The sequence below is a fragment of the Asticcacaulis sp. AC466 genome, from assembly GCF_000495815.1.
Taxonomy (GTDB): domain Bacteria; phylum Pseudomonadota; class Alphaproteobacteria; order Caulobacterales; family Caulobacteraceae; genus Asticcacaulis.
Genome location: NZ_AWGE01000019.1, coordinates 106,576 through 130,226 on the forward strand (window position 1 = coordinate 106,576; position 23,651 = coordinate 130,226).

Here is a 23,651-nt window from a genome sequence, read left to right on the forward strand (position 1 = left end):
CTTTTGTGTCATCCTTGTCGTCTCTAACTTGGGACAGGGCAGGGACAATGGCCTTACTATCGGTGGACATAGCTAAACGGATTGCGCGTGCCAGGCGTGACTTCGGTCGCGCCTTCGTCAGGCAGACGCGCGGCAATGTAGCCGTTATCTTCGGCTTGTCGGTATTTGTCATCTTGATCGCCATTGGCGGGGCTATCGACTTTTCCCGGGTCATTATCGCCCGCCGGCAATTACAGGATTCGTCTGACGCTGCGGTCTTGCGCGTCATGAACATGGGCAAGTCTACCGATGCCCAGCGTCAGGTAGCGGCCGACCTCGCATTTACGGACAATCTGAAAAACCCGGATGTCTACGCCATCAATAAGGCGCTTACCTCGGAAACCATCGGCAATACGATGACCGAAGCCTACACCGTAAGCGCCAAGGTTACGACCGTTTTCGGCGCTTTCCTCGGCATGGATCACGTCGATATTGCGGTGGTGTCGAAGGCGCAGTCGACCATGTCGAAGTCCGAAATCGCCTTTGTGCTCGATTCGACCGGCTCCATGGGCCTTGACGCCAATGGCAACCCCAGCAGCAATAATCGCATGACTGCGCTGCAAGCTTCAGTGGACAGCGTCCTGAGCAGTATTCTCAACAGCAGCGGCGTCAATGTCAGTGGCACGAAAGTCGCCATCGTTCCCTTTAATACCCAGGTCAAGATAAAGGCAGATACCAGCTATCCCTTTATCGACTGGGGAACGCAGTCATTGGGCGAACAATGCACGACCAGCACAGGCTTCGATAGTTACGCCTGCTCCGTGGCATGGGACGCTTTCGACAAGGTGTGTGCCAATGCAAAGGACGTTGCGACGTGCCGCAGCAACGCCAAGGGTGTTTATCGGACCTATACCAATGCCAGCGACGGCCTTCCCTATTACGAAGTGACCTACAAGGCGTACGAAATGGATGGCGGCACCTATAAGGTCTATTCGATCACCCAAACCTATTTCACCAAGACGACGACAAAAACGACGGGCGCATCCTGTTACACCAATGAAACCGGGCAACACTGTTCTTCAGGCGGCACCAGCACGTCCACTTCGCTGAATTACTCCAAGGCCTTGTCCAGCCAGGCGGTTGCTGTGTCTACAGGTTCCAATCTCAACAACGCTGGCTATAATACCATGCCTGGCGGGACTAAAGGCGTGCCGTCCAATGCCCTTAGTTTCAGCACAAATAATAATGCCGGTTACGGACAATCAGCCGCCACCTCCTCGGTGAATAACAACCACAACGGCCTGAAGCGTCTGTACTACTACCCAGCGACAGCGGACTCCAAATCGAAATGGGCGGGCTGCATTATTGATCGCCTGCATGGCATTGGCTACGATTACGATGCGTCTGCGGATCCCTATACGACGGATATACCCCGGTCGCTCTATACGGCCCGTCCATGCGTCGATGGTAACCTCAAGGAAGTTCAGGCACTCAACGATAACATCACGACGGCGCGCAGCTTCGTCAAGACGATGAAGCCTGGGGGCAACAACGCAAATACCAATGTGACCATCGGTATACAGTGGGGGATGGAAGTGCTGTCTCCGGATGCGCCGATGACCGGTGGGGTGGCATGGAACGATACAAGCACCAAGAAATATATGATCGTCGTTACCGACGGCATCAACAACGCCAATCGTGACTATCCCAGCTATTCGGATAACAACGCGCCTTACGTCAATGCGCGCATGTCGCTGGCCTGCGCGAACGCTAAGGCCAAGGGGATTACCGTTTTCGTCGTAAAGCTGATTGAGGGCGACTCAACCGTGCTGCGTCAATGCGCCAGCAAGGACAGCTATTTCTACGACTTGACCAGTGCGTCTCAGTTAAACGCGGCCCTGTCCAGCATCTTCGAGTCGATCAAGAAGACTAGGCTGACAAAATAGGGCACCACACTAAACGCCGGATTTCGCTTTTATCCCTTGCCACTATGGTTTAAGTGGCGAGGGATATTGCGTTTTAGGAGCCGCCATGACCCCGAAGATCGACTGGAGCGAACTGTTTTTCTCGTCCACCGGGCGGGCGGGGCAGGTGCCCTCCATCATCGCTGCGGGGGTACTGCTACTCTTTCTGGCGGTTTATGAATCGGTGGTGACCGGCGCCCTGCAATTCCTCAATTGGATCGTTTATCCCGTGCTGATCTATTGCGGCGCGTGCGTTGTATCCAAGCGGCTGCATGACCGTGGGCGCTCCGGCTGGTGGGCGGCGATCATCCTCCTGGCGGTAGTCATGGTCTGGCCGCGTCCAACGGGCTTTTTTGATTTTATCGCGGTATTCGTGCTGGTGTGGGCCGTTATCGATCTCTGCGTCATGCCGGGGGAACGCGGCGACAACCGTTACGGCCGCACGCTCTTTCGTACGGCGATGCGTGAAAGCTAGAGCGCTTCGACCGGGCCAAAAATCGCTTCGAAGCTCTGACGCAGGGCGTAATCCACTTCATCCATAGTGACGGGCAGGCCTAGGTCGAGAAGGCTGGTCACGCCATGCTCGGTAATGCCGCACGGCACGATGCCGTCGAAATGGGACAGGTCCGGTTCGACATTGAGGCTGATGCCGTGGAAACTGACCCAGCGCCGCAGCTTGATGCCTATCGCGGCGATCTTGTCTTCAGTCAGGGGGTATCCCATGTCCGGCCGTTCCACCCATACGCCAACCCGGCCGTCGCGGATATGGCCTTCGACGTTGAAGCGCCACAGGGTGTCGATGATCCAGTGCTCCAGGGCCTGCACGAAGGCGCGCACGTCCTTTTGCCGGGCGTTGAGGTCGAGCATGACATAGGCCACGCGCTGGCCCGGACCGTGATAGGTATATTGGCCGCCGCGCCCGGCGTCGAATACCTCGAACCGGTCGGGTGAGATCAGGTCTTCTTTTTTGGCCGACACCCCGGCGGTGTACAACGGTGGGTGTTCCACAAGCCAGACCCGCTCACGCGCTGTGCCATCGTGGATGGCGGCCACGCGCGCTTCCATGGCCGCAAGGGCTTCAGGGTAGGGGACCGGCGCCGGCGCCACCACCCATTCCGGCGGCGGGCCATCTTTTTTTGCGAACGGAAGCGGATTTAACGTCTCGGAAAGCATGTCGCCTCAATGTGTCATAAAGTTTTAAGACGCAAGACCCTATATAGGGAGTCTTGTCGATGTGAGCGCCGGTGTGGCGTTCTGGGGTTCATATTTCGTGTCAAATTCGCAGGTCGGGGCCGTTCCCGTCGAAATTTCGGTATTGCTGGGGCGTTCGGTTCTGCCGATGGCGCAACTGCTGCGTATGGGCCGTGGCGCCGTCATTCCGCTTGATGCGCACGAGCACGACGAAGTGTGGATACTGGCCAACAACCATCCGGTCGCCCGCGGCGAAATTCAGATTTTTGAAGAAAAAATCAGCATTGTTGTTACCCGCCCAGCTAATGTCTACGACTTCATGGCCATCGGCAACTAGGCTTTGGCGGCGCAATCTGGCGCTGGCGGGGGGCTTATTTTTCACTACCCCCAGATTTTTGCGTTTAAGGGCTTCCCAAAGCATCAAAGTGTTGCTATCTGCCCGCCTCTCCGGATGACGTGCGGTCGTGGCGGAATTGGTAGACGCGCAGCGTTGAGGTCGCTGTGGGGCAACCCGTGGAAGTTCGAGTCTTCTCGACCGCACCATCCGGAATACGGCCTTTTAAAATGCGCGTGGCGCAAGCTGGGGAGCCTGAGCCATGAGCCAGAAGTCCGAAACCCCGCAAAAAGCCGGTTCCGCCGAAACTGATATCCTGGTCGCGCCTGTGCCGAAGGACCGCCGCGAGCGCGACGAAATAGACGCCGAACTTCGCACGCCGGAGCAGATCGAGGACTTCGCGCTTACCGACGATTACGCGCTTAACCCGCACTACATATCACTGGTCATCGATGCCGCTGATCGCGGCGACGGCCTGCGTCTGCGTGAACTACTCGACGCGCTGCATTATGCCGACATCGCCGATCTTCTGGGGTTTTTGTCGGAGGACTATCGCGAAGAAGTCATCCCGTGGATTCCGTCCGATGCCCTGGCCGATATCCTGCCGGAACTTGACGATGATATCCGTGAGGAAGTCATCGAAACCCTGCACACGGCCGATATCGCCGAGGTCTTGCAGGAATTGGATTCCGATGACGCGGCCGCCGTGTTCGAAGATCTGGAGGAGGATCAGCAAAAGGCCGTTCTGGCGGCCATGCCGGAGAGTGAGCGCGAAGCCATCGTCACATCGCTGGCCTATGAGGAAGAAACCGCTGGTCGTTTGATGCAGCGTGAGGTCATGGCCGCGCCCAGTTTCTGGACGGTTGGTCACGCTATCGACCACATGCGGGAAGCGGGCCAGGATTTGCCTGAACTGTTCTTCGACATCTACATCATTGACCCCTCGCACAGGCCGGTCGGGGCTATCGCCGTGTCTGTATTGATGCGATCCCGGCGCGAGACCGTCTTATCCCACCTCATGGATCCGACGACAGAAATCACCGTCGATATGGACCAGGAGGAGGTGGCCTATATCTTCGAAAAGTATCACCTGATCTCGGCCCCCGTCGTCGACGCATCCGGTCGTCTGGTCGGCCAGATTACGGTCGATGATATCGTTAACATCATCCAGGCGGAAAACCGCGAAGATATCCTGGCTCTGGGCGGTGTTTCGGATCTGGAAGGTCGTGACACCGGCATTGTCGGCATGGTGAAATCTCGCTTGCCGTGGCTTTTGATCAATCTTTTGACCGCGTTTGCCTCGGTGACGGTGATCAGCGCGTTCCAGGATGAAATCGTCAAGATGGTCGCCCTGGCAGCCTTGATGCCTGTGGTGGCCTCAATCGGGGGCAATTTTGGCACCCAGGCCTTGACCGTCGCCGTTCGCGCCCTGTCGGCGCGCGAACTGACGGCCGCCAATGCGGGCCGTACATTGTGGCGCGAAGTCATTTCCGGCTGGCTGGTCGGGGCGTGTGTCGCGCTTGGGCTCGCCGTGGTCGTGCTGCTATTCTGGCATGACGTGAAACTGGCGGCGGTGATTGCGGGGGCCATCCTGGTCAACTTCACTATGGCCGCTCTGGCGGGAACGCTCATTCCGATGACGGCCGCGAAATTCGGTGTCGATCCAGCCGGGGCATCGCCCATCTTTGTCACTTTGGTGACGGATTTCTGCGGTTTTTTCAGTTTCTTAGGACTGGCTGCGATAATACTCTTGTAAACCTTAAACGGTCTGTGGTTTGCTACCCCTAAGGCGTACCGGCCCGAACTGTATCGTTTTGGGTCACTGGCGGAGATGTTCGTATCCGCCGGATGCTGGATTTGGGGTTCAAGGATCAGGGATGAGAGCGCGTCATAAAGTCTCCCGCGCCGGGGTCGAGCTCATCAAGAGTTTTGAAGGATTGCGCACGGTTGCGGCCCGTCTGCCAGACGGCCGCTGGACGCTCGGCTATGGACACACCTTCTCGGCTCGTGAAGGCGCTCGCGTCACTCAGGAAGACGCGGATGCGTTGTTGCGCTTCGATCTGCTGCCGATCGTGGACTCGATCAATAGCCTGGTCCTGACGCAATTGAACCAGAACCAGTTCGATGCCCTTGTATCCTTCTGCTTCAATATCGGCGCCGACAATTTTGCTCAGTCCACTGTCCTGAAGCGTATCAATGAAGGCCGCTTTGCGGACGCTGCTTTGGCGATGGATAGCTGGCGCTCGGCGGAATTCAACGGTCAGACCTATGTGTTGGCCCCATTGATCCGTCGTCGGGCAGCCGAAAAGAATCTCTTTTTGACACCCGAAGAGGTGAGCCATTCTGCGGCCACGCTTGGACGGCCTGTCGAAGATACCGCCTTCTCGCCCGCAACGCCGGTCGAAGCGCCGACACAGCCTGTGACGCCGCCACCCTATAGCGCGCCGTCTCAGACCTATGTATCCTCGCCCGCGGCGCCGAACCCCGTCTATCTCAATCCCTATGCCAGCCCATCGCCGGCTGCGCCTGTAGCTCCTGCGCCCCACACACCAGTTCCCCTGGCACCTGCGGCACAAGACCGTCAAATTATCGATCTGGGCGCACCGCATGCCGCTCCGTCCGCGCAGGCGGTGCCCGCTGAAAAGCCGACCGTTGTCCGTGTGGCAGACGTTTCGCCCTACATCCCACCCCAGGAACTGGTGGTCGAGCATCTGCCGCAGGGAGCAATATCCAGCCAGGCCATGCGAGAGGTTCCGCCGGCTGCACCTATGGAACCGCAAATGAGCGCCGAGGTTCAGGCGGCCATCAGCCGTGCCCAGGAGGAGCAACGCCAGCAGGCGCAAGCGCGCGAAGACGCGATGGCTGCCGCCCGTGCCGCCGAAGATGCCCGTTTGCGTGAGGAGGCCCGCCTGCGTGAAGAGGCGCGCGTCCGTGAGGAGATGCATATTCAGGAAATGGCGCGTCAGGAAGCGGCCCGCCAAGAGGCTGCGCGCCTTGAAGCCGCCCGGCTGGAGCAGGTCCGTCTCGATCAGGAGCGGATGGATCAGTGGCGTGCCGAGCAAATTCGCCTGGAGCAGTTGCGGTTGGAAGAAGAGCGTGCCGAGCAATCCCGTCAGGAAGCCGCCCGCCAGGAGCAGTTACGCATAGAGGCGGTGCGGCTGGAACAGGAACGTATCGAGCGGGAACGTTTTGAGCAGGCGCGCTTGGAACGCGAACGTCTGGAGCAGGCCCGTATCCAGGAAGAGAAATGGGAGCAGGCCCGGCTCGAGCGGGAACGCCAGGACCATGAACGTCAAGAGTTTGAACGCCAACAACTTGAACGTCAAGAATTTGAGCGTCAGGAGACAGAACGTCGGGACCGCGAACGTCTTGACCGTGAGCGTCTTGAGCTTGAAAATCGCGAACATCTGGCGCGCGAGCAAAAAGAGCGCGAACTTGCCGAACAGGCCCGTCGCGAGGCCGAGGATCGCGCCCGCCAGCAGGTCGCGCAACCGGTTGAGACCCCGGTCAGCCAACTGACACCTGAGGAAGAGGCCGAAAAGCAGCGCAAGGCCGAGGCCGCAGCGGCGTTAATGCGTCTCTATTCACCGTACGGAGGTGGAACTCTCGGCCGCCCTTTATCCGCTAGCCCTTCGCCTGCGCCTACAGCGGCACAGGCGGTAGTGGCGCCGGTCGCCGATCCCGAGTCGACGTTCACGCACCATAGCGTGATTTCTCCCTCGCCGGTCGAATCGCCCCCCTTTGAGCTGTCATCCCGGGCGGAAGCGCTTGGAAAAGCCGCACAAGCGCCGGAAGACGACGACGCGCCGGGCGTTTCCTATACGCCGGGCAATCCCACCACTATGGCGCCACCTGTTATCACCGCGCTAAATCCGTACGCCAAGCCGGTTCCAGCCGCGCCGTCGGTGCATACGCCGCAGGTTGTCGAGGTGCCGCGTCCCGCGCCCGTCAATATGTCTGCCCCGTCCAATGCGCCCCACGCCGCCGAACTGGCCGGTCTGAACTGGCGCGAACAGATGCAGCGCCCGCTGCCCCAGGATTATGAAACACCAGCCAAGGCCGCCCATCCGTTCTATCCTGAACCCGAACAGCCTTTCCTGCGCGCCGCACCTTCATCCAGTGCGCCGGTCGGCACCTATGCCGAACCGTACGAGGACGACAGCCAAGCCTGGATGATGAATGGCGACCGGATTGCCCTATCGTCGGAGGCGCACGAGGAAGAGGGGCTGACCTGGTGGGAAATGATTGTGAAGACACTATGGCCCGCATCGGCAAGTGCGGTCGGCCTCGGATGTTTGGGCGTAGCGACTGCCGCCTGGTGGCAAGCCACCCACGATCAGGCGGTCATCCGAAACGGTATCGCCGAAAACTATACCTTCCTGTCCGTCACCACAGCCGCAGTGGGCATCCTATGTGTTTCGATATCGGTATGGCTGATCATGAAGCGCCTTGGCGGGCTAAAGGATTAGAACGCTTTGCGAAAAGCGTAACGCACATCATCCTATTTGACGGGGCGTCTTGCCCTGCTTTTTCGGAACTTCCTTGGCCGTCGCAACGTAGGAATCGTCGGGTGTGAAAGCCGGAATATTGGGATGGATGCTCTTGCCGATCTTGCGAAGGGTCGTCACCGGTGAATCGAGTTGGCTCAGGGTCGCAACGGTTGTTTGATAGCCGCTCTCTACCGCCTTATCATAGGCCTTCCAATCACGAATTTCGACGCCTTCCGGTTCCGGAATGATCAGCAGGTCTGTCGCCGCGCGCGACAGGGCGAGGTCGGCGGCGGTGGTGATGGTGGCTGAGCGCATCATGACGGAGACGATCGGCGGGCCGCGCCGCCAGTCGCCACTGGCGAACCACGAGCCCAGGTTTTTCGGCATACTCAGTGCGCGGGGGTCGAGGCCACGCGCCCGTGTCACATCGACGCCGATGACGGTGCCGAGGTGCGTATTCCGCATCATCGTGGCGGGGAAAGACCGCATTACCGCGCCATCGACCAGCACTTCGCCATCTTCCACCACGGGCGGTAGTACGCCTGGCAGCGAAATGGAAGCTCGCAACGCCCGACGCAGTAATCCCGTCTTGTGGACCTTCAGGACGCCGGTCGTCAGATTGGACGACAGGCAGAAATAGGGCAGGGGCATGTCTTCGATTTGGAGATCGCCGAAATGTGTTTCCAGCCGTTTATCGACCTTGGCGCCCGACACCATAGAGATGAAGGGGAAAATGACATCGTCGAGTGGCGAGGTGTTAACGAAGGCATCGCGTATTCGTTCGTCGATCTCCGCCTCGTCCCAGCCAATTGCCAGGGTCGCGGCCAGGATGGCGCCCATGGATGATCCGCAGACGAAATCGACGGGAATATGGGCTTCGCGCAAGGCCTGAATCGCCCCGATTTCGGCAAAGGCCCGCGCGCCGCCGCCGGAAAAGACCACGCCGACGCTGTGGCCGGCAACAATACGCGCCAACCGGGCCGCATCGCTGACATCGTCCGTATGAATGTGAAACCAGCGCGTCGGCTTTATGACGTCCAGCCACGCCTTGGTCCGGCCGCGTATATGCGCCTTGGCGATGGTGGCGGGATAGAGCAGGATCAGATCAGGCGCCCGATGCAGAATGGATTTTTCCCAGGCGCTGGCTGCCGCATCGGGAGCGGTTTCGCCATCCGCCAACAGAAAGACGTGATCGACCTGGCGGGCGCTCAGTAGCCGCCAGTGACTTTCGTGGGACTCGGCGACATGCAGCACATAGTCGTTTTCTGCCTCGATCTGGCTGAAGGCTTCGGGTGTCGTGCCGTGAAAGGTCTTGTCGATGACTGTTACGCGGTAGCCAAGCGCACGGATCTGAACCGCAACCCGCTCGACAATGTCACGGATCGGTAAGTCGCACATGGCGTAGAAGGCGAAGACGTTCGGGGTGACATTGGGCGTCTCGCGCTTGGCGCGTTCGATCATCTTCTTCGACAAGGCCAGGGTAAGTTCGGGACGCGACTCCATGGCGGCGAAGAAATCGTCGCGCGGCATGGCGAGCAGGTCCGAATCGCGCAGGGCGATGACCGTTGAGGTATGTTGCGTTCCGGCGATGAGTGACATTTCACCGACCGGCTCACCGGGACGGATAATGCCGATCAATGATAGTTCGTCATGATCCTCGTCGTGGCGGAAGGCGCCGAGGCGGCCCGAGCGTAGCAGGTACAGGTGATCGGATTCGTCCCCGGCGCTAAACAACTGAGACCCGCCGGGCAGGGAGATAAGGCTTGCGCTCTGGCCCAATGTGGTGCCGAACAGGCTTTCCAGGGCGCTTTGCAGGGAAGGATTGTCTTTCGCCATATGTGTTTACGTCAAACGTTCCTTAGGCACTTTCCGGGCCAGCACGCGCGTAGACGCTGAGCCGCCGGACACTTTTTTCAGGCTTGGCTATAGCAGTGCGCCTGATTTGCTTCTAAATATTTAAGCCTGTTTTTTAACCGTGTTAAGGTCTAGAGCATTTCCCGAACCTAGTGAATCGGATAAATGCTCTCGCTTTTGTTTTTGCGCACTTTTTAATCCAAAAAGTGCGTCACACTTTTTGGAAAGTGCTCGTTCCGCTTGAGTGACATTCATCTGGTAAAATTGTGCGTAGGGGCCGACAGCCTGGATGATCTGCTGGGATGGGAGCGCGCGCGCGGCGACATTTCCTACATCCATACGCGCAATCGCCCGACCCGCTGGGAAGAGCTTTTGGATGGCGGTTCGCTGTACTGGGTGATCAAGGGCGTGATCCTGTGTCGGCGCGAAATCGTCTCGTTCGATGAAGACGCCGACCATTGGCGCATCGGGTTGCGCACACGTAACATCCTGACCGAAGCCCAGCCGCGCCGCCCGTTTCAGGGGTGGCGCTATCTCAAGCCCGATGAGGCGCCGCGCGATATCGTCGAAGGCGAAACGGATCTGCCGCCCGATATGCAGCGGGCGCTCAAGGAAGCCGGCGTCTGGTAGATATCAGGCCGCGATATTGTCGATCAGACGCGTCTTGCCAAGCCACAGGGCGGCCAAAAGCCTCTTAGTCCGGGTATCGCTAGTTACCTCGCCAAGGGTGTCCGCGTCACGCAGGGCGATGTAATCGATCTGACCGAACCCGGCGGCCACCAGACCGGCTTTGGCTTGGTCGATCGTCTTCGCGCCGTCCCGGATAGCTTCGAGCGCGGTGTGTAACTCGGGCGCAACGGCGCGCTCGTCGGCGCTGAGATAGGCATTGCGCGACGACAGCGCCAAGCCGTCGGCTTCACGTATTGTCGGCATCCCCACGATATCAATGCCCATGTCGAAATCGCGCACCATGGCGCGAACCACTGCCAACTGTTGGAAATCCTTTTCGCCGAATACCGCGACATCCGGTCGAACCTGATTGAACAGTTTCGACACCACTGTGGCGACGCCCGAGAAAAACTGAGGACGAAAATCGGTTTCGAGACCGAGTGCCGGCCCTGTCATCTCGATACGGCTCACAAAACCCTTGGGATAGAGAACATCGGGCGTCGGCAGATAGACCAGATCGCAGCCCACGGCCTGAAGGCGGGCGACATCGCCGGCTTCGTCGCGCGGATAGCGGTCGAGATCCTCGGTCGGGGCGAATTGCAGCGGATTGACGAAGATTGATACCACCACCGTGTCGCACAGGGATTTGGCGTGACGGACAAGCGCTATGTGGCCGTCATGCAAAGCGCCCATCGTCGGCACGAAGCCTATGGTGCGGCCGCCGTCACGCAGGGTGCCTATGGCAGAGCGTAAGGCGGGAAGCGTGCGGACACGCGTGGTATTGAAGGGCATTTGGGCGGTATCCGGCATATCAATAATCCGTCATTAACCATAGTCGCTAACCCTTTTTTGGCCGGGTTGGCGCATAATCTGGGTTATGACCGATCTTGCCCCCCTTCGTAAAGCGCTGATTTTGTGCACTGCCGTTGCCGTAACAGCGGGATTGACCGCCTGTGACAACCGCACGCTGACGCAATCCCTTGCTCGTATAAAGGAAGTGCCGGTGGATGCCCGTGGCGCGCCAGCCGATGGTGCGGATGCGAAAAGCATCAGCCGCGAAGATGTGCAGCTGGTGGTGAATACGGCCAAGGACCTGACTGTGGGCAAGGGCGGACTGCTCAGGAAGGGCGACGGTCCGATCGCCAATCCGAAGTTCAAGATCGCCATCGTCGATCCGCTGTCCTTGCCGCCGGGTGGTGATAGCCAGCCTCTCGACACCGGTGTTCCGGGCGACCTGACGGCGCGTCCCGTGGCCCCGGAAGCGCCTGCCACCCAAGCGACGCCCCCCCAAACGACCAAGGACATACGGGCTAAGCCTGCCCAGGCCATGGCGGCCAATGAACAGATGCAAAATGCCAATGCGTCGGGCCGTCTTATTCAGGTCGGTTCCTTCGGCACGGCGGACGCGGCGCGTGATGCCTGGCAGGGATTGCAGGCGCGCTATCCCGGCGTCGAACAGTATAAGCCTACTTATCAGAAAATTACCACGGCCGCAGGCAAGCCTATGGTGCGTCTAAAGCTCGGTCCCGTGGCGGGAGAGGATCAGGCCAGATCCCTGTGCCGACAACTGGATATTCGTGACAACTGGTGCGCCAAGGCGGGCTAAGAAGGCGGGCTAAGCTTGTCGGCGACGCCGAAGTGTGGTGAATACGGTCGACTCAACGGGGTGGGCCATGCGGACGATAGCGCGATTTTCTATATGTGCGACCATACTGGCCGTTGCGGCGACGCCGTTCGCCGCTTTCGCCGTCAATACGCCGTTGCCGCCCAAATCGGTACAGGGGCAGCCAATCGATACGCTCAAGGATGTCGTCGCACCTGAACCGGACGCCTCTGCGCGCGCCGCCATTACATCGGCACGCAAGGCTGTTGGCCGAGAATTGAACGCCGTGAAGGTGCGCGATAAGATCTATGCCGCCGAAAAGGGCGATCTCGCCGCTCAGGTTTGGCTCGGGAGCTATTATTTTCCCAGTCGCCACCATCTCGGAAAGGCGGAAGCCTTCCGATGGCTGAGCCTGGCGGCTCAGGGCGGAGATACGGCATCTCAGGTTCTGCTCGCCCGCGTCTATGACGGCGGGCATGGCGTCGCACGCAACCGCGACCTGGCCTTGAGGTGGTATGAAAAGGCCGCCACGCTCGGCAATTCGGATGCTCAGGCCGAATTGTGCCTCTTATATGTACTGGGGGAGGAGCGGGCGCGCGATATCAAACGGGCAGACAGCCTGTGCTGGTTGGCGGGAACGGCCGGTGGCGGCAAGGCGCTCTATGCTCAGGGACTGATTTTCGAGCAGGGGTTGGAGGGGAGTCCAAACCTTTCTCATGCGCGCATGCAGTACGAAATGGCTGCGCAGCGGGAAAATGCGGAGGCCATGGATCGGCTTGGTGCTTTGTCGGCCACGCCCGAAGAGCGGGCGGGCTGGTTCCGCAAGGCCATGGCCAGCGGCTCGCTGGCGGCGGTCGAACACATGGCAGCGATCTATGACGGGCAAAAGGACGTGATTGCCGCTACCCGGCTCTACCGCTATGGCGCCCTGCGGGGTTCGACGGTTGCCCAGGCATGGCTCGACGCGCACCCGGCGGCGCTGAAGGCCTTGCCGCCGATGCTGAACCTGAACAATCTCCCGAAAAAGTTCGCTTTCGTCCGACTGCCGCCGCAAAACGGATTGCCGACCGTCGAGACCGACTTCTGGGACTATATGGCGCAGGCCGACGATTTCTATCCAGACCAGGCGGCCAATGACGATGTCGAAGGCCAATCCGATGTTGTCTGCCATATTTCTGCACAGCTGACTGTCACGGATTGCTTGCCGGTAACGGAGGAGCCTTTCGGCTACGGGTTCAATACCGCTATTCTACGCTTCCTTGACCGGGACATCATCGTTAAGGTTGACCGCGACGACGCCGACCAGCCCCTGGTCGGACGCGACTTCGAAATCACTTTCAATTGGGTTCTCGATTGACCACACGTCCGGACCTTCGTCACATTCTCTTCGACAGCGCGACACGGCTTATCCCTAAGATATTCGCCATGATGCTGTTCGTCATCGGCAGCCTGCTCCTGGTGTCCGTACTGACGCCTATCGACCCGGATGTGATGCCGCTGGTGGAACGATCCCTGCCGCTGGGTCTCGTCGAATTTTCGCACGCCATCGGCACCGTCATCGGTGTGTTGATGATCTTCGTCGCGCGCGGTCTTTGGGAGCGTATCGATACCGCCTGGTATATGGCCATTGCGCTGCTGAGTGCCGGCGCGGTGTTCTCGTTTACACGCGAGCTGGCGCTCGTCCCGGCGGCGACCCTGGCGATTTGCGCGATGCTGCTGATACCGTGCAAAAGCGCCTTCAACCGGCGCTCGAACCTGCTTAGCATGTCCGTCAATCCGGTGTGGCCGCTGGTAAGTCTGGCGACCCTTGGCTTCATTATCTGGCTGGGCTTTTTCGTTTACAAGCATGTGCCCTACGCCCAGTCGCTGTGGAGCAACTTCTCCTACCACGCCAACACGTCCCGCTTCCTGCGCGGTGTAGTCATCATGTTGGTGACTATTGTTTTGTTGGCGCTGTATCGTCTGTTCGGTATCGCCCGGCGTACGCCGCCTATGCCCGAAGCGGAAGACGTAGAACAGTTGAAGGCGGTGGTGGCAGAAGCCTCCAATCCCCAGGCCTGGCTGGCGCTCCTGCGCGACAAGCACATCCTGTGGAATGACGACAGGACGGCATTTCTTATGTATGGCGTTTCGGGCAAGCAGTGGGTGGTTATGGGAGAGCCGGTTGGTCCGCGCGCTGAAACCGTCGCCTTGTGCTGGGAATTGAAGGAAATGGCCTCCATGGCCAATGCCCGCCTCAGCTTCTATCAGATCAGCCCGGCCATGTTGCCGCTGGTTCTCGACTTGGGGCTGTGGCCCTATAAGGTCGGGGAGGAAGCCCTGGTCGATGCCCGCACCTTCGATCTGGCGGGCAAGAAGGGATACGGCTTCCGTCAGACCCTGAAACGGTTCGAAAGCCTGGGCGCGGTGTTTGAGGTCATTGCGCCGGAAGCCCTTGATCCGCACATGCCGCGGCTGAAGGCGGTTTCCGATGCATGGTTAAAGACGAAGTCCGCTAAGGAAAAGGGCTATTCCCTGGGATCCTTCCAATCCGACTATGTGCGTCTGACGCCGGTAGCGGTGGTGAGGATTAACGGCGAGATCGTCGCCTTCGCCAACCTGTGGCCGACCCAGGACAGGACGCTTCTGACCCTGGACCTGATGCGATACGAACCAGGCTCACCACCCAGCGTGATGGAATATCTGTTCCTGCAACTGATCCTCTATGCCCGTGATCAGGGCTACGGCCATTTCTCGCTCGGTATGGCGCCCTTGGGTGGTCTTGACGCCAAACCGCTCAGCCGCGCCTGGTATAAGATTGCGGCTGTCATTTACCAGGTCGGTGGCGATTTCTACAATTTTGCGGGGCTGCGCGCTTACAAAGAGAAGTTCAAGCCGGACTGGCAGCCGCGTTATTTCGCAGTGCCAGGCCAGGAGGCAGCGCTGATGCCGGCGCTGATGGCCGTCGTAGCCCTGGGGGCCAAGGCCCCCAAGAAACGCGAGGTCGGCGGAGAGCAGAGATGATTGCGCGCAGAACTAGAAGCGGTTAACACTTCGCCCCTGATCATAGGGAGCGCGCTGTTCATGTCTTTCCACCGTCGCCATTTCATGAGTCTCACCCTGGCCGCCGGCCTGCTTTCCACCACCGCCCTGTCCGTGCGGGCCAAGCCGACCGCGTTTGACGCCAAGGTGAACGCCTTTCTGGCACAATCGCACCTGACCGACACAACGGCCGACGCCATCACCGCGCGTGGCAATGCCACCCTGGCTCTGGCCAATGAGGCCAAGGCGGCATTGGAAGCCCGCAAGGGGCCGGCGACCCTGGTCGATGATTTTGCGGCCTTCGATACGCTATCCCTCATCCTGAGCGACGGTAGCAGCGAGCTCTATCTTGTGTCGCAGACCAGCCCCATAAAGGCTGTGCGCGACGCGGCCGAAGCCATTTTGCCGAAGATATCGGACCTCGCGACGGCCGTATCCCTGTCCCGGCCCATCTATGATCGCCTAGCGGCGATACCGACGGCCGGCCTTGATGCGAAGACGCGGTTCTCGCTTGACAAGATGCTGACCAATTATCGTCTGGCCGGCGTCGACAAGGACGACGCTACCCGGGCGCGGGTGACCGCCTTGCAGACGGAAATCACCGAGACGGGCATTCTGTTCGCCAAAAATATTCGCGACGATACCGGCGACATCGCGCTTAAGCCCGAAGACCTGGCCGGCCTGCCGCAGGATTATATCACTGCACATAAACCCGGTGCCGATGGTCTCGTCCATCTCACCTTCGCCTATCCTGACGTTCTGCCGGTCTTCGATTTTGCCACCCTGCGCGAAACCCGCCGCAAGGTTTTGATGGCCTATTCCAATCGTGGCTACCCGGCCAATGAAGCGACGCTCAAGACGCTGTTGGAAAAGCGCTACGAACTGGCTCAGACCTTAGGCTACAGCGACTACGCCGCCCTGATAACCGCCGACAAGATGATCGGTTCGCCCGAACGCGCCGCGCGCTTTCTGGACGATGTCAATGTCGCCGCCAAGCCGGGCGCCGATGCCAACTATGCCGAACTGCTCGCCTTTGCGCGGACGATCGACCCGTCGATCACGGACTTGCAGCGCTGGGACAATGCCTACATGCAGAACCGTTTGCGCAAGCAGAAATACGACGTGGATGCCGAGGTGGTGCGCGAATATTTCACGCTCGACAAGGCACGTACGGGTATTTTCAAGCTGATCCACGACCTGTTCGGCGCCGATTTCCGTCCGTGGAAAACACCGGTCTGGGACCCGTCAGTTACAGCGTGGGAACTCTATGACGGCAAAACGCTGGTCGGCCGGTTCTATCTCGATATGAGCCCGCGCGAAGGCAAATACAACCACGCCGCCCAGTTCCCGATCCGCACCGGTATCGAAGGTCGTCAGGTGCCCGTCGGCGCCCTGGTGTGTAATTTCCCCGCCACGGGGCCGATGGATCATGACGACGTCACGACCTTCCTGCACGAATTTGGTCACCTGATCCATGCCCTCTATTCAGGCCACACCCGCTATGGCGTCCAGTCGATGGGCAATCTGCAATGGGACTTCATCGAAGCGCCGTCGCAGCTTCTGGAAGAGTGGACGTGGGATTACGATACGCTGAAAACTTTCGCGTCCAACAGCAAGGGCGAGGTCATTCCCGAAGCCCTGGTCAAAAAGATGAATGCCGGTCGCCGGTTCGGGGAAGCGGGACAGTGGAAGGGGCAACTCGCCTACGCCGCCGTTTCGCTCAACTTCTATAATCGCAAGCCGGATTTCGACCTGTCGAAAATGTATGACGAACAGATCGCTCGCTATTCCTTGTTCCCGCCGGTGCCGGGCACTCACTCCTATGCCGCGTTCGGGCATCTCGATGGCTATTCCGCCATCTACTACACCTATGTCTGGTCGAAGGCGATCGCGCTCGACCTGTTCACCCGGTTCAAGGCGGATGGCATCCGAAACCCGGCGACGGCCGTGCGCTATCGTAAGCTGGTGCTGGAACCCGGCGGCTCGGAGGACGCCAACGCATTGATCCAGGACTTCCTCGGCCGGCCGCTCAGCCTCGATGCCTTCAAGGACGAACTGGCGCAAAAGGGATGATCTAAGCGCACAACGCGTCGGGGCTTATTTCGGCAGGTTGGTCTCACCCGTGACGGTCAACCCGGCTGACACCGTTTCAGCATGGCCCGGCTGACCGCCACCGAAGTTGACGGTGTAGGCGCCGGGTACGACCTTCCGCGTCCCCTGGGCATCGACCTGCGACAGGGCGCGGCTATCCAGTTTGAGGTTGACGACGCGGCTTTCACCGGCCTTGAGATGCACGCGGCTGAAGCCCGCCAAAACGGGTTTGGCCGCATCGCCTGGCTTGGCGACATAGAGTTGCACCACTTCGTCGCTGTCGCGCTTGCCCGCATTGCGTACGGTGACGCTGGCTGTCACAGTCTCACCGGCCGTGATCGCCGGTGCCGACAGTTTGGGGTCGGCATAGGCGAAGTGCGTATAGCTCAAGCCGTGTCCGAAGGGGTATAGTACAGGGCCGTCGAAATACCGGTATGTGCGGCCCTTCATGGAATAATTTTCGAAGGCAGGCAGATCGGCGACGTCGCGGTAGACGGTGTAGGGCAGGCGGCCCGCCGGACTGACCTTGCCGGTCAGCACACGGGCTATGGCTTCACCGCCCGCTTCGCCCGGATACCAGGCCTGGACGACGGCATCGGCGTTTTGTTCGACCCACGGGTCGGAGATTGCCCCGCCAGTCAGGTAGACGACGACCAGTTTCTTGCCTGTGGCCTTTACCGCCTTGAGCATCTGCTGCTGCGTGTCAGGCAGGGCCAGGCTGGTCCGGTCGCCGCCGGAAAAGCCGGGATAGTTGACGGCCATTTCCTCGCCTTCCAGATCCGGCGACAGGCCGACAAAGGCCACGACGATATCGCTGGCCCTGGCCGCGGCGACAGCGCCGTCGATCAAAGGCTGAACAGGCGCTACCCAGTCCAGCGAGATGGAGCGGTCTTCGGCTGCCCGCACGTAATCGATACGAATGTCGTGCGGCCGCGTGTCGGTGAAAGTGATGGCGACCGGTGCCATCGGGGGTTGGGCGCAGGCGCCACCCCCGCAATAGGCTTGATCCTTGCCGGCGGCCTGGGCCAGTTCAGGCGTGATGACCAGCTTGCCATCCACCCAAACCTTCACCTCAGGCATGGGCTGGCCTTGCCGCGGTGGCTGCATCCGGAAGCCCAGCTTGTAGGTTCCGGCGACCGGCGGCACCAGAACCCCCGTCCAGCGCACGGAAAAATTCATTGGCTCGAAGCCGTCGGGCGCCGTGCGATAGAAATCGAAATTGATCACCGGATCGACACGGGTCAGTTTGGCCGTGCCGGTAAACGTCTTGTTGTCAAAATATTCGCCTTTTAGTCCGGCAACGGCGCTTGCGGCGGCGGGATGCAGGAAGCTTTCCGGCACCGGCATGCGCATACCGTCAACCAGTGGGGCACCAGGCGCATAGCTGACGTTTTGAGCGCCGAACGCGGTTCGCATGGCATCCAGCGGCAGGGAGGGATTTACTGGCGCGCCGGTGTAGTTGCCTTCTATGCTTTGCAACAGCTGGGCGTTCGGCCCGATGACGGCTATCCGTTCGCCGCCCGTCAATGGCAGCAGGCCTTTGGGGTTGGACAGTAGGACGATGGCCTCTTCGGCGGTGCGTAGCGCCAGGGCGCGATGGGCTGTCGAATTGATCTCACTGGCGGGGATGGCGTCATATTTGCCGCCGTCGATCAACCCCATGCGAATGCGCGCGGTCATTAGCCGTTCCAGCGAAACATCAAGTTCGCCTTCGCTGATCAGGCCGCGCTTCACCGCGTCGGGCAGGGCCTTGTAGGTCGAGCCGCAATCGAGATCGGCGCCGGCCTTGACCGCCGCCGCCGAGGCCGAGGCCGCATCGGGATATTTCTTATGCCCGGTCACCATGTCGTCGATCGAATCGCAATCTGTGACGACGAAGCCCTTGAAACCCCAGTCTTCCCTCAGGCGGTGTTGCAGTAGCGGGCTTTCGCAGGCCGGGAAACCGTCGATGGCATTATAGGCGCACATCAACGAGTCGGCCTTTGCGTCCACGATGGCGGCGCGGAAGGCGGGCGTATAGGTGTCTTCGAGATCGAACGGCGAGACGTCGACATTGAAACCGTGGCGCAACGGTTCGGGACCGGAATGAACGACGAAGTGCTTCGGCGTGGCGATGCCCTTGTAATGGAGGGTGCCGTCGCCCTGAATGCCGCGAATGAAAGCCACGGCCATGTGCCCCGTCAGGTAAGGGTCTTCGCCATAGGTTTCCTGGCCGCGTCCCCAGCGTGGATCGCGGAAGATATTGATATTGGGCGACCAGTAGTTGACGCCGAAATAGCGGTCGGTGCCGGACGGGTCGCGGGCGAGGGCGGCATTGTGATTGGCGCGGCCTTCAATTGCGATGGCGTCCCCTATGTCGTGCATCAAGGGGGCGTCCCATGTGGCGGCCAGGCCTATGGCCTGGGGATAGACGGTGGCATGGCCCGCGCGGGCAACGCCGTGCAGCACCTCATTCCACCAGCCATAGCGTTTGAGGCCAAGGCGCGGAATGGCTGGCGCATTGTCCTGCATCTGCGCGGCTTTTTCTTCCAAAGTCATGCGCGAGACCAGATCACGGGCGCGCGCCTCAGGCGTCAGGCTTTTATTGAGATAGGCCTCGGCGGGCGACGGGGCCGTCGCCGCCTGGCTGGATACGGGAAGGGCGCTCAAGCCTATGAAAAGTGCCAACGGAGCGACTGACGCCAAAAGGCGGCCTGCCGGGGTCAGGGTGCGAGTCATGGGCATTTCCTTTGTGCACAGAGGGCGCATCTGACGGCGCCTATAGCTACGTTAGCGGTAACATTTAAAGCCGTCGGGCGTCAAGTTGCCCATCTGACCACGGCGAAACATTGGTCAAACCTATTATTCTGCGGCGAATCGCAAGGCGCGGTCATAGCTGAGCCCGCGCGGTGCGAAGGCGCAGGCGACGGCGATAAATTCGACGCCGGCGGCGCAAGCGGCATCGTAGGCGCGGCCAAAACCTGGGTCACAGTCCCGGGCGATGGCGAAATCGCTGCAATCGTTTCTCTGGATGCAGAAGATGACCACAGCCCGGTAGCCGGCCTTCACCATCTCTATCAGTTCATAGAGATGCTTCGCTCCGCGTTCCGTTACGCAATCGGGAAATTCAGCGTGTCCTGGCCGGCGCGACAGGTGGACATTCTTTATCTCGATATAGGCGTCAGGCAGGGCGGCGTGGCCGCTGGCATATAGATCGATACGTGAATTGTGCCCGTATTTCTTCTCTGGCTGAATGTGGCCGTAGCCTGCAACCTCCGGGATCAGACCGTCGCGGATAGCCAGGGCAATGACCCGGTTTGGCCATTGCGTGTTGACGCCGACCCATGTCCCGCGCTCCATGAGGGCTTCGAGCCGATACGACAGTTTTTTGGTCGGATCATCGAGCCAGGTGACCAGCGCCGGCGTGCCCGGTTCCAGGAGGCCCAGCATCTTGCCGGGGTTGGGGCAGTGTGCTGTAATGATTTCCCCGGTATCCAATTCGATGTCGGCGAAGAATCGCTTGTATCTGGCGAGCAGTCGGCCTTGAATAAGGCCGTCGAAGCCGATCAATAGGTTTTCCACCGGAGTGCCTTTCATGACGACCAATCCAACCGCCGCCATCATGATTATTGGCGATGAGATCCTGTCCGGGCGTACCATCGACACCAATGTCAACACAATCGCCAAATTCCTCGGCGCCCTGGGCATAGACCTGAGGGAGGTGCGCATGGTTCACGATGACGAAGCGCAGATCATCGCCACCGTTAACGCGTTGCGCGACGACTGCGATTACGTTTTTACCACCGGCGGCATTGGGCCGACGCACGACGATATCACGGCCGATTGCATGGCAAAGGCGTTCGGTGTCGCCATCAGTGAACATCCCGCCGCGCTCAAGGCCCTGACCGACCGCGCGCTCAAAATGGGATGGGCGCTTAATGACAACAGCCGGCGCATGGCGCGCATCCCGCATGGCGCCGAATTGATCGCCAATCCGGTATCCGCCGCACCGGGCTTCCAGATCGGCAATGTCTTCGTCATGGCGGGCGTGCCCAAGATCATGGAAGCTATGCTGGAAGACGTGGCGCCGCGTTTGCGCACCGGCCGGACGGTTAAATCGCGCACCATCAAACTGGCTTATGTCGGTGAAAGCTATGCCGCCGACGCTTTACGGGAAATCAACGGACGCTATCCGCAGCTGTCGCTTGGCAGTTATCCGTACGGCCTGTCGCTGAACGGTGAATTCGGCACCCAGCTAGTGGTGCGCGGCCAGGATGTGGATGCGCTGGATGCTGCCGTAAATGAGCTGAAAGAGGCTCTAGTTTCGGTCGTGGAGTCTGGGAAAGACCGTAACCCGTTGGCCGGTTTTGAAGAAATAACCGCTTAATCTGAGGAATGTACATGAGATCATCCGCCCCACTGGCCACCGCCCTGGCCGCTATCCTGGCATTGACGGCGGTTACCGCGGTAGACGCCAAGCCTCAGAAGGCCAAGGCACCGATGGCAAGCACGGCCGTGGCCGTGTCGGTGTTCGATCAGGCCGCCGCCTTGCGCGATGCGGCATTGAAGTCGAATGTCGCCTACGATTTCCTGGAAGAACTGACCACGCGGTTCGGTCCGCGTCCGGCGGGCAGCGAGTCCGAAAAGCGCGCGGCGGAATGGGCGGTCAAGAAGCTGACGGCGCTCGGTTTCCAAAACGCCCATATCGAAAGTTTCCCGCTCCATGTGTGGGCGCGCGGCGGTCCGGAAACCATCGCTATCACCGGTGATTTTGCCCAGCCCCTGGTGGGGGTCTCTCTGGGTGGGTCTACGGCCGGGACGGTCGAAGCCGAAACCGTGATGTTCGACACCTATCAGCAATTCCTCGACTCAAAGCAGGATGTGACCGGTAAGATCGTCGTCATCCTCCAGCCCATGGCCAAGGCCTCGAATGGGTCGGGCTATGGCCGCATGTCGGGGACGGTTCGCTCCAAGGGGCCGATTGAGTCCCAGAAGCGCGGTGCCGTCGGCTTTGTCATGCGCTCGCTCAGCACCGACAATAATCGTTTCCCGCACGCGGGCGCTTCTACCTGGACGGACGGCAAGGGCATTCCATCCATGGCCATCAGCGCGCCGGACGCCGCGCAGCTGTCGCGCATCCATGCCATGCAGGCCAAGGGGACGGCCGGTCCGATCACCATCAAGATGACGACGACCGGCATTTTCAAAGGCCTGGGCACGTCGCAGAACGTTGTGGCGGATCTGGTCGGCTCTGAACACCCGGAACAGGTCATTGTCGTCGGCGGGCACCTCGATAGCTGGGATCTGGGCACAGGCGCCATCGATGACGGCGCGGGCACGGCTATCACCATGGCCGCCGCCAAGGTCATGATCGACCATGATCTCAAGCCTAAGCGCACGATCCGCGTTGTCTTCTGGGGCTCCGAAGAAGTCTCCCAGCCAGCGGGTTCGCCCACTAGCGAAACCGGCGGCGGCGCGTTCCGCGAAGCGCACAAGGCCGAACTGTCGAACTATGTCGTCCACGCCGAATCCGATTTCGGTGCCGACAAGATCAATAATATCGCCCTGATGAAGACCGACCACCCGACCTTCGTCACCGATATCGGTAATCTGCTCTATCCGCTTGGCATCTATATCGACACTAAGGCGGTGCCGAACGGCGGTGAGGATTCGGGCGCCATGAACGATTTCGTTCCGGCCTTCGACTTGAACCAAGACGGCTATCGCTATTTCGATACGCACCATACGCCCAATGATACGATCGATCGCGTTGACCCGCAGCAACTGAGCCAAAACGTTGCGGCCTACACGGCGACCCTGTGGCTGATCGCCAATACAGATGTGCGTTTCAAGCTTCCGCCCAAGGAAGCCAAGTAGCCTGATCCATCCTGTTGCGCGGTTCTGGCGGTCAAACCTGCCAGAACCGCGCGACGGTTATCATTGGGGGATATACGTCGAAATCTACTCGACAGAGGCGGCGTGCCACCGTTATAAGCCGACTTGGTTATGCGGGCGTGGCGAAATGGTAGACGCTACAGACTTAGACCAAACTTGAGTGCCATCGGGGAAATCCGATGAGTAGAACTGCTCAAATTCGGGGAAGCCTTAACTGGTAATCCCGAGCCAAGCCGGCGAAAGCCGGAAGGTGTAGAGACTAGACGGGCAGCACCTAAACCCAGCAGGGCACGGTGAAGGGATAGTCCAGACCACGAACGCCAATGCGGCGGCGAAAGCCGAAGTGGTAAGAAAATCTGTCGGGGGCAACCCCATGCCGGTTCGAGTCCGGCCGCCCGCACCACCACTCCCTCTTACAATGTGCCAAGTGAAAAGCGCGAGCGGGTGCATTGCACCTTGCAGGCGGAAGGCAGAAATGCCCCGCATCACGCAGAGGGTGGCCGAACGAGCCGGCAGGTGGCCAAAGCGCTTCGAACGGAAGGCGGTCATCGCATCTAGAATGAATTTGGGCTGGGAAAATC

17 protein-coding genes and 1 tRNA gene are annotated in these 23,651 nt (G+C 59.9%); 13 read left to right on the plus strand and 5 right to left on the minus strand.

Features of this window, described 5'->3' with window-relative positions:
* The first annotated feature begins 47 nt into the window (after positions 1 to 47).
* Entirely contained in the window at positions 48 to 1,925 is a 1,878-nt protein-coding gene (locus AEAC466_RS39845; RefSeq protein ID WP_023459544.1) for a TadE/TadG family type IV pilus assembly protein, read from the plus strand.
* 85 nt (positions 1,926 to 2,010) lie between these two features.
* The gene (locus AEAC466_RS39850; RefSeq protein ID WP_023459545.1) at positions 2,011 to 2,418 is read left to right on the plus strand and encodes a DUF805 domain-containing protein; all 408 of its coding nucleotides are present in this window, start codon (positions 2,011 to 2,013) and stop codon (positions 2,416 to 2,418) included.
* On the opposite strand, the gene lipB is transcribed toward AEAC466_RS39850, so the two are convergent.
* Positions 2,415 to 3,116, minus strand: a complete 702-nt coding sequence (lipB, locus tag AEAC466_RS39855; RefSeq protein ID WP_023459546.1) for a lipoyl(octanoyl) transferase LipB — start codon at positions 3,114 to 3,116, stop codon at positions 2,415 to 2,417. The two genes, AEAC466_RS39850 and lipB, sit on opposite strands and share 4 nt — an antisense overlap.
* Positions 3,117 to 3,159: 43 nt before the next feature.
* Between lipB and AEAC466_RS39860 the strand changes: the two genes are divergently transcribed.
* From AEAC466_RS39860 to AEAC466_RS45175, 4 genes are all read left to right on the plus strand, one after another.
* Positions 3,160 to 3,471 carry a FliM/FliN family flagellar motor switch protein gene (locus AEAC466_RS39860; protein WP_369794538.1) on the plus strand — a complete coding sequence of 104 codons (312 nt, stop codon included), beginning with the start codon at positions 3,160 to 3,162 and terminating at the stop codon, positions 3,469 to 3,471.
* A 121-nt stretch (positions 3,472 to 3,592) separates the two neighbouring features.
* A tRNA-Leu gene (locus AEAC466_RS39865) sits at positions 3,593 to 3,677 on the plus strand.
* 53 nt (positions 3,678 to 3,730) lie between these two features.
* Positions 3,731 to 5,224, plus strand: a complete 1,494-nt coding sequence (gene mgtE / locus AEAC466_RS39870) for a magnesium transporter (RefSeq protein ID WP_023459548.1) — start codon at positions 3,731 to 3,733, stop codon at positions 5,222 to 5,224.
* Positions 5,225 to 5,345: 121 nt separating this feature from the next.
* Positions 5,346 to 7,937 (plus strand): glycoside hydrolase family protein, encoded by a 2,592-nt coding sequence (locus AEAC466_RS45175; protein ID WP_023459549.1) that lies wholly within the window; start codon positions 5,346 to 5,348, stop codon positions 7,935 to 7,937.
* A gap of 27 nt (positions 7,938 to 7,964) precedes the next feature.
* Here the strand turns inward: AEAC466_RS45175 and AEAC466_RS39885 are convergent, their stop codons facing one another.
* Positions 7,965 to 9,794: a patatin-like phospholipase family protein gene (locus AEAC466_RS39885; protein WP_023459550.1), complete on the minus strand. Its 1,830-nt coding sequence runs from the start codon at positions 9,792 to 9,794 to the stop codon at positions 7,965 to 7,967.
* 258 nt (positions 9,795 to 10,052) lie between these two features.
* Between AEAC466_RS39885 and AEAC466_RS39890 the strand changes: the two genes are divergently transcribed.
* A complete protein-coding gene (locus AEAC466_RS39890) occupies positions 10,053 to 10,442 on the plus strand; it encodes a DUF1489 family protein (protein ID WP_023459551.1) in 390 nt (129 codons plus the stop codon).
* 3 nt (positions 10,443 to 10,445) lie between these two features.
* On the opposite strand, the gene panC is transcribed toward AEAC466_RS39890, so the two are convergent.
* Positions 10,446 to 11,291: a pantoate--beta-alanine ligase gene (gene panC, locus AEAC466_RS39895; RefSeq protein ID WP_023459552.1), complete on the minus strand. Its 846-nt coding sequence runs from the start codon at positions 11,289 to 11,291 to the stop codon at positions 10,446 to 10,448.
* 67 nt (positions 11,292 to 11,358) lie between these two features.
* Between panC and AEAC466_RS39900 the strand changes: the two genes are divergently transcribed.
* The 4 genes from AEAC466_RS39900 to AEAC466_RS39915 all read left to right on the plus strand — a co-directional run bounded on the left by AEAC466_RS39900 (position 11,359) and on the right by AEAC466_RS39915 (position 17,178).
* Positions 11,359 to 12,087 carry an SPOR domain-containing protein gene (locus tag AEAC466_RS39900; protein ID WP_023459553.1) on the plus strand — a complete coding sequence of 243 codons (729 nt, stop codon included), beginning with the start codon at positions 11,359 to 11,361 and terminating at the stop codon, positions 12,085 to 12,087.
* A 67-nt stretch (positions 12,088 to 12,154) separates the two neighbouring features.
* Positions 12,155 to 13,441 carry a tetratricopeptide repeat protein gene (locus AEAC466_RS39905; protein ID WP_023459554.1) on the plus strand — a complete coding sequence of 429 codons (1,287 nt, stop codon included), beginning with the start codon at positions 12,155 to 12,157 and terminating at the stop codon, positions 13,439 to 13,441.
* On the plus strand, positions 13,438 to 15,087 hold the full coding sequence (locus tag AEAC466_RS39910; RefSeq protein ID WP_031239308.1) for a phosphatidylglycerol lysyltransferase domain-containing protein: 1,650 nt from the start codon (positions 13,438 to 13,440) through the stop codon (positions 15,085 to 15,087). Before AEAC466_RS39905 ends, AEAC466_RS39910 begins: the two co-directional genes overlap by 4 nt.
* Before the next feature lie 60 nt (positions 15,088 to 15,147).
* Positions 15,148 to 17,178: a M3 family metallopeptidase gene (locus AEAC466_RS39915; RefSeq protein ID WP_031239311.1), complete on the plus strand. Its 2,031-nt coding sequence runs from the start codon at positions 15,148 to 15,150 to the stop codon at positions 17,176 to 17,178.
* Positions 17,179 to 17,202: 24 nt separating this feature from the next.
* Here AEAC466_RS39915 and AEAC466_RS39920 read toward each other — a convergent pair whose 3' ends face one another.
* Together AEAC466_RS39920 and sfsA are read right to left on the minus strand one after the other, a co-directional pair.
* Positions 17,203 to 19,914: a glycoside hydrolase family 3 C-terminal domain-containing protein gene (locus AEAC466_RS39920; RefSeq protein ID WP_023459557.1), complete on the minus strand. Its 2,712-nt coding sequence runs from the start codon at positions 19,912 to 19,914 to the stop codon at positions 17,203 to 17,205.
* Positions 19,915 to 20,037: 123 nt separating this feature from the next.
* Positions 20,038 to 20,772, minus strand: a complete 735-nt coding sequence (gene sfsA, locus AEAC466_RS39925; protein ID WP_052025178.1) for a DNA/RNA nuclease SfsA — start codon at positions 20,770 to 20,772, stop codon at positions 20,038 to 20,040.
* On the opposite strand from sfsA, the gene AEAC466_RS39930 reads away from it, so the two are divergent.
* Positions 20,771 to 21,562, plus strand: coding sequence for a competence/damage-inducible protein A (locus AEAC466_RS39930; RefSeq protein WP_031239316.1), 792 nt, complete (start codon positions 20,771 to 20,773; stop codon positions 21,560 to 21,562). The two genes, sfsA and AEAC466_RS39930, sit on opposite strands and share 2 nt — an antisense overlap.
* Before the next feature lie 14 nt (positions 21,563 to 21,576).
* Entirely contained in the window at positions 21,577 to 23,052 is a 1,476-nt protein-coding gene (locus AEAC466_RS39935) for a M20/M25/M40 family metallo-hydrolase (RefSeq protein ID WP_023459560.1), read from the plus strand.
* The last annotated feature ends 599 nt before the right edge of the window (positions 23,053 to 23,651 follow it).

Bases quoted from the DNA above. Each gene is read 5' to 3' on its own strand.
- AEAC466_RS39845 (WP_023459544.1), top strand. From the start codon at position 48: ATGGCCTTACTATCGGTGGACATAGCTAAACGGATTGCGCGTGCCAGG.
- AEAC466_RS39850 (WP_023459545.1), top strand. From the start codon at position 2,011: ATGACCCCGAAGATCGACTGGAGCGAACTGTTTTTCTCGTCCACCGGG.
- lipB (WP_023459546.1), bottom strand. From the start codon at position 3,116: ATGCTTTCCGAGACGTTAAATCCGCTTCCGTTCGCAAAAAAAGATGGC.
- mgtE (WP_023459548.1), top strand. From the start codon at position 3,731: ATGAGCCAGAAGTCCGAAACCCCGCAAAAAGCCGGTTCCGCCGAAACT.
- AEAC466_RS45175 (WP_023459549.1), top strand. From the start codon at position 5,346: ATGAGAGCGCGTCATAAAGTCTCCCGCGCCGGGGTCGAGCTCATCAAG.
- AEAC466_RS39885 (WP_023459550.1), bottom strand. From the start codon at position 9,794: ATGGCGAAAGACAATCCTTCCCTGCAAAGCGCCCTGGAAAGCCTGTTC.
- panC (WP_023459552.1), bottom strand. From the start codon at position 11,291: ATGCCGGATACCGCCCAAATGCCCTTCAATACCACGCGTGTCCGCACG.
- AEAC466_RS39900 (WP_023459553.1), top strand. From the start codon at position 11,359: ATGACCGATCTTGCCCCCCTTCGTAAAGCGCTGATTTTGTGCACTGCC.
- AEAC466_RS39905 (WP_023459554.1), top strand. From the start codon at position 12,155: ATGCGGACGATAGCGCGATTTTCTATATGTGCGACCATACTGGCCGTT.
- AEAC466_RS39915 (WP_031239311.1), top strand. From the start codon at position 15,148: ATGTCTTTCCACCGTCGCCATTTCATGAGTCTCACCCTGGCCGCCGGC.
- AEAC466_RS39920 (WP_023459557.1), bottom strand. From the start codon at position 19,914: ATGACTCGCACCCTGACCCCGGCAGGCCGCCTTTTGGCGTCAGTCGCT.
- AEAC466_RS39930 (WP_031239316.1), top strand. From the start codon at position 20,771: ATGACGACCAATCCAACCGCCGCCATCATGATTATTGGCGATGAGATC.
- sfsA (WP_052025178.1), bottom strand. From the start codon at position 20,772: ATGAAAGGCACTCCGGTGGAAAACCTATTGATCGGCTTCGACGGCCTT.
- AEAC466_RS39935 (WP_023459560.1), top strand. From the start codon at position 21,577: ATGAGATCATCCGCCCCACTGGCCACCGCCCTGGCCGCTATCCTGGCA.